The sequence below is a fragment of the Pseudopedobacter saltans DSM 12145 genome, assembly GCF_000190735.1.
GTDB classification, from domain to species: domain Bacteria; phylum Bacteroidota; class Bacteroidia; order Sphingobacteriales; family Sphingobacteriaceae; genus Pseudopedobacter; species Pseudopedobacter saltans.
The window spans coordinates 4488137-4501535 of the sequence record NC_015177.1 but is presented as its reverse complement, the minus strand read 5'-3'; the positions used below and the strand labels follow the sequence as shown (position 1 = coordinate 4501535).

The following is a 13399-nucleotide window of genomic DNA, read 5'->3' as shown; positions in this document are numbered from 1 at the left end:
ATTTAATTAGTTGACTAGAAATTGGAGAGGGTTTCTCCCTCTCCAATGTTTGTGGCTTTACGCAATTATCACACTTCCCGCGTGAACACTTGTCGCTACTTCCTTTTCATCTACCGAAGTCCAGCTGATGTATACTTCCGCAGTTTCGCCGCTGTACTCTGCCGGAAGATTATATACAAATGATTCGTTCTGCCTTTCGGCTGCTCCAATCATATAGGTAGCTTCTGCCAAAGCCGGTAAAAAGACCGCCACAATCAATTGATCTTCCGGTTTAGCCTTGGCTTGTCCGCTATTGTCCTGCCAGACGATGTTCAGTTCCGCTGGAGTTGCTGAGCTTACCGATAGTGATTTTGCGCCAACCAGATCGCCCCGGCTTAACAGTACCATACTATAGTCTATTTGCAGATTTGGAATTTGTCCGGTCAATGCATTTTTCAGGTTATAGCTGGAAGCACTGTTGTAACCCGTTCTCCCGATTGCATAGTTCTTGAAGCCTAGCTCCAGCAATGGCTTGACAGGTCTTAGGAAACCGGCAATCAGCGCAAAACGGGCCTGTTGTTCCAATTGCTTTTCACTAGCCCTGCTATTGCCACGTTTAGCAGCCAGACTTCGCATGTATTTAATACCGCGCCATGACGCACCTACTACTGTTCCCACCTTTCCCGAAAAGGCACCCAGAATGCCCTGTGAATATTTACCCATATCTTAAAAATTTAAAGGGTTTAACCATGTGCAAAAGCTTCTGTGATAGCGCTATCGGTCTTTTGTCTGAAGGCAAATGTAGAAGGCAAAAAACTCAAAAAAAAGCCTGGGAACCGCCCTTGCTGCATTTTGCCACTACCTGCCTGGCTTTGTTACAGTTTGCCACTTTTTCGCACTTTTCTTCGGGACCGCTTCGAGACTTCTTCGGGAAATACCCCCTGTTTCGCGAAGAAGACCCGAAGCAGAGTAAAAGCATACAGGGCATTTCTTGCTTAAAAGCTACTTTTGGAGAACTATTGAAATTTTGAAAAAGTACATCTATTTCATTAATTTCTCTACGTCCGATAGGTTAAAGTACATTTTACCACCAATCACTTTTTCAGATAATTTGTTGCTCTTACGCAGATTGTATAATGTACGCCCAGAAATTTTCAGTAGCTGAAGCACCTCTTGCTTATCCAAGCATTTTTCTTTAAAGTCCTGCAATCTAGTCTTTTGGTTCAGATTTTCTTTTGTTTCTACCAACATACATAATAAGGTATTTAATAGCTCCTCTATTCTGCTTAAAGAGCCTAAGAAAAGATAGTACATCTTCCTGTTTTCAAATGTTGTCGTCATAAATTTAAATTATCAGTTAACAATCTATTCAACTAAAATTTGTGGTAAACACACAATTCATTCGTATCAATTTCTGTATTGTTTAAAAAATAAAGAGTTAAAAAACTTCATAGCTTCAAAACAAATAATTAATATTGTGTTTTAGTAAACCGGTTAACTGCAAGATATAAAAGCTTAAATCATTTTCTTTCATTACAGAAATTAATAAATACACGAGCATGCATAAACATTATGTAAACTATTTGAGAGAGTTTGGCTATTTACCTCCCGATGCAGAGGAATCATTGTTACATCGGATACAATTGGAAAACATATCCAGAAGTAAGGTTCTGCTAAATCCCGGGGAGATATGCCGGCATCTCATTTTTGTAAAGAGCGGATATTTCAGAATTTTTGAAAGCACCGCAGATACTTCTAAAACGATTGATATCGTCGGTCCTCATAAACACCTATATATAGCAGAAAGCTACTTAACACAAGATTCATCTGCACTTGGAATCGAGTGCATCTATGACGCAGAAATTGTAAGCTTATCATTTCATGAATGGAACGCTTTACTTCATTTCAGTAATGACTATGCCCAGGTAATTTTTAAGGCTCTGCTTGCCGAAAATGACTTCTACAGAAAACAACTGGCCATTTCCGGAAAGGGAGTTGCCAAACAACGGTATTTACTACTTAAAGATAGATATCCGCAGATTGATCTTTGTATTCGACAGAATTATATCGCGGATTTACTAAATATTAGCGCCATACATTTATCACGCATTAAGAAGGAGGTATTGCTTAAGAGGTCAGGATAGTATTTTAAAACATGGGACTGTATCAAAAGATAAGGTGTAATATGCTATCTCTTTCGAATGGTCGAAGCTTTTGATATGGTCTCTGTTCTGGTTTAAGATAACTCCTTAGCATTAGATTAATCTTTTAGCAACAACGGGTTATCTTTAAAACAACTAGTATGCTTGATTCTGTACCAATACGTTCTACTTCTTTTTTGATTAGCGATCTCTAAATAAATCTGATAACGGTGAAAATCTTTTTGGAATAAACCGAGTGCTTCTCTAATTACCTTAATATTTTAGTATATGTCATAAAATACTATTTAATACAAAGGGATGTTCTAAAGCTGTAGAAAAATTCATGAAGTCAGAAAATTTCTTCATTCCAAAAATTATATTTTCTGCAATTCCATTCAATTAATCCAAAAAGGATGCCTGATATTATTGAAATTAGAGCAGACGAAAGTAAGGAATACGAATGTATATTTGAGAGAGAAAAGTAATGATTAATAAAAAAGGATTAGACTGGAATAAAATTTCTTGGGATGTATTCCAAGACCTCTGTATTCATTTTACTCAATATGAATTACCAGAACTAAGGTTTGAGAATTATTTAAAACAAGGTAATGATCAAAAGGGCATTGACTTACACAGTTTAAAGCCTAATGGTGGCAAATATACTTTTATTCAATGTAAGTGTGAGAAGAAGCTATTTCCAGGTGATCTCACAAACATTGTTAACCAATTTACATACAATAGTTTAGTTGATGAGTGTAGTGATTTTATTCTAATTACTACTGCGGATCTCCAAAATTCAAAAAGTAAAAAACGACAATCAGAACTTGTTAAAAAGTTAAAAAACGATTTCAATATCGATTTGCAATTCTGGGATAAGAACTATCTTGATACTCAATTACAAAAGTACTATACTGTAGTTGAGAAATACTTTGGAAAATTAGATGCAGATGAACTTTGTCACTCTAAGAACATATCCTACAGACCCATTTCTGAACCAAAAGATTACATTGACCGACAAATTGAAAGATATAATCAACCTTTACTTTCTATATGGGATAACGATTTCACAGCAATAGAACTTGAAAAACTTTTTGTTGAAAATAGATTTTCGGCCAAAAGGATGGCAATATTAGGCGAAGCTCATTCAGGGAAAAGCATAGAAATGCAAAAGGTTCTGCATAATCTATCTGCCTCTCCCCTTTCATATTATCCAATCTTAATTGATCTTAAAGAATTAAATGTAAGTGAGATTGACCGATGCTTACAAGTTAATTACCCTAATTGGAAAACCATTCCAGCCAAAGATATCATAATTGGTTTAGATGGCCTGGATGAAGTACCTACAGAAAAATTTCTCAGTCAGGTCAAATATATCAAGGCTTTTGCAATGGAAAACCCCAACATAAGCTTAATTATTTGTTGTCGAAGGCTGTTTTTTGATCATTATGAAATTGAAAATGAACTACGAGATTTTGAGATTTTCGAGTTAAGGCCTTTAAATGAACACTCTATCCATAAGTATTTAGTTCAACAATTGGGTTCTGATATTGACCATTTTTATAAAAAAATTTACAATGCGGGTATTTATGATTTTCTGTTTAGTCCTTTTTATCTTATTCAATTAGTTAAAAGCTATAAAGAAAACTCTAATCAAATACCCGAAAATAAAATCTCCTTACTAGATAGCTTTATCGACACTACACTTCAAAATACCAGAAGAAATATAGACGGCAAGCTTCTTAAGAGACAAAGTGTAAAATATAATAATTCAATACAAAAATTAGCTTTCGCATTACAGCTTGCAGGCACTAATTCATTCATAGATGAAACAATACAACTTCTATTTGACGACAAGGAGATATTACTATTGCAGAATAGTTCTATCGTCAACTTTAAAAACAACTATTGGAGTTTCACAAACGCCTTATACCAAGAGCATCTTGCTGCTCAATATCTAATTAATCTGCCTTTTAAAGATATTATTAATTTGTCTACCAATGGTACTCAAATCAAGAAAATAAAAACGAAATGGTTACAGACGATAACTTCATTGTTTTCATTGATAGACGAAAAAGGTTCATTGTACAAACCACTTATAGAATTCATCAAACAGGATAATATTGAAATTATATTTAAGACGGAAGGAACAAAGTTCTCATCTGACCAAATGATAACTTTTTTAGATCTACTTGTTGAAAAACTAAACATCTACAATAATCGGTTACAACTAATAAATGACAGAGTTATTGCCTCTTTTATCAATTCTCAACCCAAAGCCAAAGACCACTGTATAGAGCTGATCAAACAAGAACTCCCCACACCAATCAAGACTGTTTTTACCAGAGTTTTAAGAAATGTAGAATTATCAGAAACACAGAAGGAAAATTTAAAAAAGATGATTTTTTCGGAAGTGTTTAATACATTAGATGATTTTTATGCAAATCAACTCCTTGAGTTATCAGCAGAATTTAATCTTGCTACTAAAGATTTTGTTTATAAACTAACTCAAAGCTCACTCAATTCAAAACACGAGTTTAGAGACGGGGTTTATCAGAATATATTAAAGCTAAAACTTATCGATGAGTTTTATGACTACGCTTTGGAAGGCATTCCTGTTTTAATTAGACATAATCAAGAAATCGATCATAATGGTTCTTATTATTTTTTAGAAATGCTTTTGGCATCAGTCAAAAATACTGTTAACGCAAAGAAATTACTAATTTCACTAAATCAAACAGGACATTTCGAGTTTTTTGAAAGATCCATAAATAAGGGATTATTTCTTACAACACTTAATGAAAATCTAGTAAAGATTTACAAATCGGATATTACTATTATTTATCCACTTTTAAACCTAATCAAAAAAATTGGGAGAGAATTCACTAAAAGTGATTATGAAGAATTATCGAATTTCTTCAACGAGACAAATTCAAACTCTTTAGCCTTAAAAATTTTATTCCCAGATATCAAAAGATTAGATTTTTGGAATTTTGCATATTTATTGACTGAAGATTGTTTCGATTTTATATTTAATGAATATGAAGAAGGAAATATTTCGCTAGATAAACTTTGGTCAATTTATGTTGCGACTGATCATTACGGGAATAAAGATATTGCTAATAAATTCTTCTCTGCATGTAAAGCTACCACTGAAAGCCACTTCCTACCAAAATGGAATCCTATCCACGATGAATATGAGAAATATTCGAGATTGATAGATCAAAATGATTTATCATATATCCTTAATAAAGGATCATTTAAAAAGGGGATTATTAAATATTTTAAAGCATTTGGCAGTGATATAATTTCCAAAAATGAATTATATATTGATTATAACGCTTCTCCAACTAAAATAAAGGCTAACTCGTTAATTATTTATCATTTTCTAAAAGATAGACAACCTTGGGATAGTATAGAAAAAAAATTAGCCCTACAACAGCTTGAAAAGATGGACTTTGAATGGTTTCAAGTTTTAAAAATACTCGGAAAGTATAGCACTGACTTTATCCAATCTAATATCCCACTTTATGAAATTGTTAAAGAATATTATTATAAAAAACTACCCATATGCATATTTGAAAGCACATATTCTATAGAGATCAGCGAAAATGGAGAAATAGAACATTGGCACAAAACTCTTGAGGTTAAAATAGCAAAAATATTCTCGAAGTTTGAATTTGATACACCTGAAGAAATTTTAATTAAAATGATCTGTGCTGACAATGGCGGTATTAAGAATTTTGAACATCATTCACTAAACAACACCTATTCGTTATCTGAAACTATTTTGGAGAAAATATCAAATAAGAATATAGAATTACTTAAACAAAGTATCTTGGATAATATAAAATTAGGCATTTCTGATATGGGAGTATTAGAGAATCATATTGGTTTATGTCGACATTTAAAAATTTATGATTCAAAAGACATTATTTATGACATTTTGACCAAACTATTTTTTGAGAATAAATATACTTCAACTTCATATAGTATTAATGATATATTGGAAGTATATATAGAATTAGGTGGAACTGTATCAGATCTTATCCCTTTAATTAAGTATATTAAAAACTATAATGCCTATTGTTTTATTTATATGGCTAAAAAAATTGGAGATTCATTCTCCGCAGAAATTGCCCCTATTTTAAAAATAGCTTTATATAGAGATGACACGAAAGAGGAGAGAAAATTCGAAATTGCCCATACATTAATTAATATTGGTGAAATAGAAGGTCTAACATTTTTAGTTTCTTATTTAGAAATCCATAAACGAATTTCAAATAGAAACCTTGGAGAAATCAGCTTTAAAAAATTAGATACAAGACAAATTTTAGCCCAAATTGATGGAATCTGCTATTTCATTGTGGATGATGCTCAAAAAGTAATCCATTGGACTGAATCAGGGCAAGGTATCGTTCGAAACTGGATCTTGAGTCTGGCAGAAAAAAGTGAGGAAGATTTAATCCTCGTAAATGATTTCCTAATTGAAAAATCAAATCATTTAAGCTCTAAGTATAAGAGGTATCGCGATATTCACTGGTACAGACTGTTAGCGTTAGAGAAATTCAGAGATTTCGACTCCAATTACCTGGATATTAACCAAATCAGTAAGTTAGTCAACTAAAATCTACTTTTGGCGCAAGTGCCTACCTCTTCCTTCTACAATCTAATTTATTCTTTAAGTCCAAGATACCTGGACTAATGAACATGAGTTTAATGTCTAAAGTTAATTTTAAAAATGCATTACCCCTTCTCCATGAGGGAGAAGGTGCCCAAAGGGCGGATGAGGGGTATAGATCACCCTATTAGGAAACCACTTAACTGATCAAAATCTTAGCAACATTTTTAAAAACCCCTGATTATAATCCAATCCACCTGTAGTAGACAGCCTGTGAACAATGCGAACAGTGAATTCCCCTGTTTCCCGAACAAATCCTGAAACAGGGGAAAAGACAGCAAGATAATTCTTGTTTAAGGCTTTTTCGACCACGAAAATTCCGAAAGTAAATTTATTTAACAAGTCCCTATCTAAAAAGGCTAAAAATTGGGCAACTCTAAAAACACATCAACACCTACAAACTTTTAAAGCTTGATATGAATTGAATATATTTTAGCTCCAAATAAAAATATCCCCAAAAAGTCTCTAACTTTTCGAGGACATTAAGGTTTCCAAAAATCACTTAACTTTTAATGATTCAGACACTTACAATCATTGATAAGCTTTAATAGAAACCGGACCCAACAAACCAGAAGGCATTAACTTCCAATCTTTCGCATTGAAAGCCTTATAGTCAATATTGACAAAATTGATTTCATGATAGTTTCTCCATTCAATCCCTTTTTCATCCAGATCCTTAATCCTATTTGCCATCAGATTATTAACTTCTATTTTCAGTGTGTTTTTACCTTTTTTCAGATACTTACCTATTCTAACCTCGAACGGTATTCCCCAAACAATGCCAACCTCGGTTCCGTTAACCCAAACCCGGGCACTTTCAGCTACCTTACCTAAATCAAGAACATACTCATTCTGAGATTTTGGACTGAAATTAAAAGTAGTCTCATAAATTCCAGAGCCTGAGAACCTATTAGCTTTCTCGTCACCAAATTCCGTCCATGACTTTAAGGTCGTCAGTTTTCTGGCTGCCGGCAATTCAGGTCCGCCATTGGCAAAACTGAGATTCCATGGCGTTTCAATTTTAGTTGCAGCTAGTTCCTGTCCTAAATAACGCCATTTGTTAAGAGCTGATTTCTCTTTGGCAACTTTTACAATAAATGCCTGTCCCGACTTTATCTGGAGACGAACCTGTGCGCCATTCACTTCAGCCTCACCTGCATCACCTTGCTCAGGATCCATCAAAACCACCTGGTTTCCCTGTACATTCAACTTTACAAATCCGTTAAAATCGTCTTTAGAATGATTCACTATGTAATAATATACATTCCCATTTTCTACTCGTCTTGTAAATTTCAGTCCCTTATCTGTCAATTCCTCTCGGTTAACTACTATGGAAGAAAGCGCCGGAACAAAATCCCGAGATAAAATAATTTCCCCTTTACCTATACGGTATCTCTTCAGCCCACCTTCCGATTTAAAGTCAAGGGAGGTTATCAATTGTTTAAATTTTGCTCTTCTCGTTTCTAAATCTGCCAGCCCCGGAACATCTTTAGGCAAAGACTGGAATATAATCTTAGCACCATTTTTTGCCAAACTAATAATACTTTCCAGGGTTGTCTCCGACATCAGATCACTTTCGGGAATCAGCAATGTTTTATAAGCTGTAGCATTGCTATTGGTACTGATATTACCGTCAACAACCTTAGCATTACTCAATATATTATCGGTAACAAAATCAAAAGAATAGCCTTTGTTCGATAACATTAATGACTGCTTATAAAATGCCGTCGGATGCAACCACTCATCTACATCATGAACCTTAAGCGCCATATCTAAGCCCTTAGGATTATTCCAAACATCGTAAATAGGCCAGTACATCAATATTTCATTATCCGCTTTGGTCGACTGCAATACAGACTGAACCCGAGTAATATATTCGTTCAAACCTTTTAAATGCGGCCAAAACGAATTGCTGGGCACAAAATTTACCGATGCATAGAATAACCACCCCGGATATCCTGCTTCCTCAGGAGAATAGGTAGTACCATGATAAAACACATGATTCACACCTGATAAAAACAGTTGCTCAACTTCGGGTTTTGCCTGAGATAAAGAAGTCTTAAAATGTTCGGTTAACCAGGTAAAAGTTTCCGAAGAGGTGTATTTTTTACCATGGGTATGGGTTGCCGATGTCGCAAACTTAAACATCATTGGATCCGGATCTACATTTCTAACATCTTCCTTATCTCGTCTCAAGCCCGGGATAGGAAAGAAACTAGATCCAAATGTTTCACACTCTGCAATATCAGTTGCAGCATATAAATCTATCAGGTTACCCGGCGAACCATGTGCCTGATTTTTTGACAAAGCATTGTATTTGTGTGCGAATCCGGTAAACTCATCCAAAAAATTATGCTGCAGCAATTGGCTCATCACTTCTCTGTAATCGGACTTTACACGAGCAACACGTTCATTTTGTACGCTCTTATCTGTAAGCTCAACCAAATGATCTTCCAGATTGTAGCCTTTTAACTTTTTAAATTCCTGAAAAAATAATGGTGTCCAGTTTGCGCCATAAACTTCATAACTATCATTAAAAAAGGCTCTAACACCGGGTTGTTTACCGGCAAAAGCCTGATTAAAACGATCCAGATAAACATCAACAGATTTTTTATCCAAATGATCCAGCGTATAGCCTTCTCCACCTGGAGCCGCTCTTTTTACAGCCTGCCGGGTTTTACCCGCAAAGAAAGCTATGATATCTGCATTTTCTGTTTCCGGACTCCAGTTCAATGTACCATCAGCCGCAATAAAATGCATTAAATCCGTTTGTTTTCCATCAGGAGCTATCGCTCTCAATGCCTGTAATCTTGCATCAGCTTGTTTAGCTTCCTTAACCACTATTTTCTCGGCAAGTTTCTCTTTCCTTTTTAGCGCGTAACGCTGCACAATCATTTTCGTAGCTGCATAATCGGCCGTAACCTGAGGGCCACCAAAAGGCCAGCCTGTTCCCAGGTTCATATCTACGCCCATACCCTTTGCCTTTGCTTCGTCTACAGAAAATTTCAACATCTGCAGCCATTGGGGAGATAAAAAAGGTATGTACTTATTTTCAAAACCTTTTGCTCCATAAATTGGCGTAATTTCCACACCTCCAAAACCAACATGCTCATACTGCTTTAATGATGCCGCAATATTCTTTTCATCCACTGCGCTTCCCATCCACCACCATCTGGTCCAGGGCTTCATTTCCTTCGTAACATTAGGCCACACATTTGTTTGCGCATTCCCTGTCAAGGCAGATGCGATTAATAGAGCCAACAAATAATTCCTTCTATAATTCATTTCTTTAAAATTGCTAATCTAAATGAAATACTTCCTGCAATGGAACAGACACCGGAGAATTATCTGGATTCGCATCCATAATATCTGCCATGTAAGCCCACCATTTTTTTACAATCTCTGTCTCTCCCAAATCCTGAGAGGATTGTCCATTTTGCTGTTGCACAGCAAACAAGATATTGGTTTCCTCATCTAAAAAAATGGAATAATCAGCTATCCCCGATTTTTTCAAAAGTTCTTTTAACTCAGGCCAAATAAGATTATGCCGTTTAATGTACTCTTCTTTAAAGCCTTCTTTCAGCTTCATTTTAAATGCTATTTTCATCTGTTGGTTTTTTTGGTTATTAGATGCAGATTATATTGCCTTTTTATAAATTTCAACTTCTATTAAACTCAAACTTCCTTTAGTATTGACATCATCTCTGGTCACACCGTCGTCCAGTTTCTTGCCTCCAACTTCTGCCCCATAATCTTTCCCTTCTGTTTTTGCACTTCCTCCTAATTCAATTTTCACTGTTTTGCCTTTAGTTGGTGGAAACGTTGCTGTAAAATAGCCCAGACTTTTCTTAGAATTCCCATTGAATACCAATCTATTATCAACATAGATTTTTAATGGATATATCTTACTCCTGAAATTATTCAACTTCATAACCACTTCCGAAACTGGTGCCTCTTCTTTTAAAACGTAACTGATCCATGCCGTAGCCAATTTCCCGTCATTTACCCAATCAGATAATTCGTTGTCATCATAACTGTTTTTTGCAGTTTCCTGATTTGCACCAGCTTTTACAGAAACAATATCGAGCGCTTCCCTGACTACTTTAACTGTATTCTCTTTCGGAGTTGGCCCTCTGTCTAAATTTACCGGAAGCTTAGCAGATTCGCTATACAGGGTAAGCCCGTTTTTAATTATCACCGGATCAACAGTTAAGGTCACACTTGCAGACTTTAATCCTTTGCTTGTTGCAGTAATTTTAACTGTTCCGGTCTTGCCTTCAAATGTTCTCATTAAAACCCTGTTTAAGCCACATTCTACGGGCAGACTTTTAGCCAGGATATAATTATTAGGTCCCTGGGCTATTCCACCTCGCCAATCTATATCTCCCTCCACATTAAAATCCACCATATTTAAGGCTGTTGGGCAACGGTTACCTTTAGCGTCAACAACCTCAAATTGGATTAAAACCATATCATTTCCATTCGCTTTCAGACCATTTGGATTTCCCATTTTGGTTAATTTTATTGATGCAGGCTCACCTGCGGTTCTTAAAATCTTTTCTGCTAATTTTTCCCCTTTGCCATTATAAGAAACAGCTTTTAGCTCCCCGGCTTCAAAACGAACATTTTTGAAGGTAAACAAGAAATGATAGCTCTGCTCTCCAAAACCAAGGCTTTTACCATTCAGAAACAATTCCACTTTATCTCCTGTAGAAACCACGTATTCATCCTTTACCGTTCCCTTTGCATAGTTCCAATGCCCTATGATATGCAGCCCTGTATTTTTAGGATCTACCCAACCATCCCACATCACCTGATGAGCATAAAATCCATCTTTTGGAATTCGCATGGCGTCAACTTCTCCACTCCTGCGATAATTTTCCTCGCCACGGAAGTGTGTATTTGAATCTGAAAAAATAATGTTCACACCTCCCGAACTTACTCTTTTCCCCGTCCCGGGGCGCTGATCCCAATATTCCGCCCAGCGGATAACGTCTTCTATGGCATGTGTATCCTGATTTCTGTTATAATCACTCGCATCCTGTCCTTTATACAGAGGTCCGGCACCGTTTTTATGAAATGGCGGAGTAAATTCATCCCAGTATTTTCTCAAGCCTTCATCACGGGAATATTCCATAGACCACATGGGCTGCCCGGCACTTTTATTGATATAGAGCATCTCTCCTCCATATTCCGAATTTTTACTATCCAACATTTCTCTGGAGCCTATTGCCCTAGCACCATAAGGATCATAAGTATCCCTTACTTTCTTCATTTCTATCATATGTGCTTCGCTGATAGACTCGTTTCCACACTCGTAAAAGAAAATACTTGGACTATTTCTGTTATAGATAATCGCATCGCGCATCAATTCCACACGCTGTTCCCATCTTCTGCCCTCAACATCTTTCTCCGCATCACCGGCCTGCATAGCCTGTATCAAACCCACCCTATCGCAAGATTCAACATCTTGTTTCCACGGAGTAACATGCATCCAGCGTACCAGATTAGCATTACTTTGCACCATCAGTTTATTACTAAAATCGCTTAACCATGGCGAAGTAGACATACCTATTGCAGGCCATTCGTTACTGGTCCTTTGCGCATAACCCTTCATCATTAAAACCTTATCATTCAGGTAAACCATTCCATTTTTAAATTCGGTTTTCCTGATACCAATTTTGGTTTCCAGATTATCTATTACTTTTTGTCCCTGTAATATTTTAGTATTCACCGTATATAAATAAGCATATCCCCAACTCCAGAAATTTAAATTCTCCAGTCTTTCTGATGCTTTTATATGAACCGTTTCTCCTGATTTTATATTCACCTTATCAGATACAAACTCTTTAACTGTCTTTCCGGATAAATCCTTTACTTCAACCTGTAGCTGTAGTACCCGCGCACCTGAAGTTTCATTTTTTACAGGAGCATCGACATTTAAGGTTGCAAGCCTTTTATCTATATCAAACTGGTTGGCATAAATATAAGTGCCCACTGTTTTTAAATTAGAATACAAAGGCAGCGTTTGGTAGATTTTAGGTAAGATATGTAACCATACATTTTTTGGTATTCCCCCATAATTCGCATTGAAATTTTTATCATTCCACTGATAAGTGGAGTTAGTTTCTTTTTCTCTGTAATTCCAGGCATTGTCTATTCTTACCGCTATTACGTTTTCCTTTTCACCAAAGTTCAGATCATCTGAAATATCAAAACCAAAGGCCATCACTCCGTTTTCATGTCTTCCAATAGGTTTTCCGTTCAAATAAAATTCACCTCCAAAACGGATCCCTTCAAACTCGAGAAATACCTTTTGATCTTTATTTTCTGCCGGTATTTTAAACTTCTTTCTGTACCACACAATACCTGTCGAGTGCTCGTGAATGGCTTTCAAAAAAGCATCATCTTCATTCCAGGCGTGTGGTAAAGCTATTTTCTTCCAACTGGAATCGTCAAAACTAACGGATTCCGCTCCGGCTACATCTCCCATATACAATTTCCATGATGGATTAAAATTGTATTTAATCCTTTCACCAGCAAAGACTACCATCTGAAACAACAATAAATAAACAATAAAAACTATCTTTTTCATATCTTA

At 35.8% G+C, this 13399-nt stretch carries 7 protein-coding genes; 2 read left to right on the top strand and 5 right to left on the bottom strand.

Features of this window, described 5'->3' with window-relative positions; translation table 11 throughout:
* Nucleotides 1–57: 57 nt before the first annotated feature.
* Together PEDSA_RS18795 and PEDSA_RS18785 are read right to left on the bottom strand one after the other, a co-directional pair.
* A complete protein-coding gene (locus PEDSA_RS18795; RefSeq protein ID WP_013634754.1) occupies nt 58–702 on the bottom strand; it encodes a DUF6266 family protein in 645 nt (214 codons plus the stop codon).
* Nucleotides 703–1020: 318 nt separating this feature from the next.
* Entirely contained in the window at nt 1021–1320 is a 300-nt protein-coding gene (locus PEDSA_RS18785; protein ID WP_013634753.1) for a helix-turn-helix domain-containing protein, read from the bottom strand.
* A gap of 218 nt (nt 1321–1538) precedes the next feature.
* Between PEDSA_RS18785 and PEDSA_RS18780 the strand changes: the two genes are divergently transcribed.
* Nucleotides 1539–2123 (top strand): Crp/Fnr family transcriptional regulator, encoded by a 585-nt coding sequence (locus PEDSA_RS18780; protein WP_013634752.1) that lies wholly within the window; start codon nt 1539–1541, stop codon nt 2121–2123.
* Between the two features lie 481 nt (nt 2124–2604).
* Complete coding sequence (locus PEDSA_RS18775; protein ID WP_013634751.1) at nt 2605–6744, top strand: NACHT domain-containing protein; 4140 nt, start codon at nt 2605–2607, stop codon at nt 6742–6744.
* Nucleotides 6745–7329: 585 nt separating this feature from the next.
* On the opposite strand, the gene PEDSA_RS18770 is transcribed toward PEDSA_RS18775, so the two are convergent.
* Genes PEDSA_RS18770 through PEDSA_RS18760 form a run of 3 tightly spaced genes read right to left on the bottom strand, consistent with a single transcriptional unit; the run spans nt 7330 to nt 13393 of the window.
* The gene (locus tag PEDSA_RS18770; protein WP_013634749.1) at nt 7330–10083 is read right to left on the bottom strand and encodes a glycosyl hydrolase; all 2754 of its coding nucleotides are present in this window, start codon (nt 10081–10083) and stop codon (nt 7330–7332) included.
* A gap of 13 nt (nt 10084–10096) precedes the next feature.
* Nucleotides 10097–10405, bottom strand: coding sequence for an L-rhamnose mutarotase (gene rhaM, locus PEDSA_RS18765; RefSeq protein WP_013634748.1), 309 nt, complete (start codon nt 10403–10405; stop codon nt 10097–10099).
* A 30-nt stretch (nt 10406–10435) separates the two neighbouring features.
* Nucleotides 10436–13393, bottom strand: a complete 2958-nt coding sequence (locus tag PEDSA_RS18760) for a glycoside hydrolase family 2 protein (protein ID WP_013634747.1) — start codon at nt 13391–13393, stop codon at nt 10436–10438.
* Nucleotides 13394–13399 lie beyond the last annotated feature (6 nt).

Bases quoted from the DNA above. Each gene is read 5' to 3' on its own strand.
- PEDSA_RS18795 (WP_013634754.1), bottom strand. From the start codon at position 702: ATGGGTAAATATTCACAGGGCATTCTGGGTGCCTTTTCGGGAAAGGTG.
- PEDSA_RS18785 (WP_013634753.1), bottom strand. From the start codon at position 1,320: ATGACGACAACATTTGAAAACAGGAAGATGTACTATCTTTTCTTAGGC.
- PEDSA_RS18780 (WP_013634752.1), top strand. From the start codon at position 1,539: ATGCATAAACATTATGTAAACTATTTGAGAGAGTTTGGCTATTTACCT.
- PEDSA_RS18775 (WP_013634751.1), top strand. From the start codon at position 2,605: ATGATTAATAAAAAAGGATTAGACTGGAATAAAATTTCTTGGGATGTA.
- PEDSA_RS18770 (WP_013634749.1), bottom strand. From the start codon at position 10,083: ATGAATTATAGAAGGAATTATTTGTTGGCTCTATTAATCGCATCTGCC.
- rhaM (WP_013634748.1), bottom strand. From the start codon at position 10,405: ATGAAAATAGCATTTAAAATGAAGCTGAAAGAAGGCTTTAAAGAAGAG.
- PEDSA_RS18760 (WP_013634747.1), bottom strand. From the start codon at position 13,393: ATGAAAAAGATAGTTTTTATTGTTTATTTATTGTTGTTTCAGATGGTA.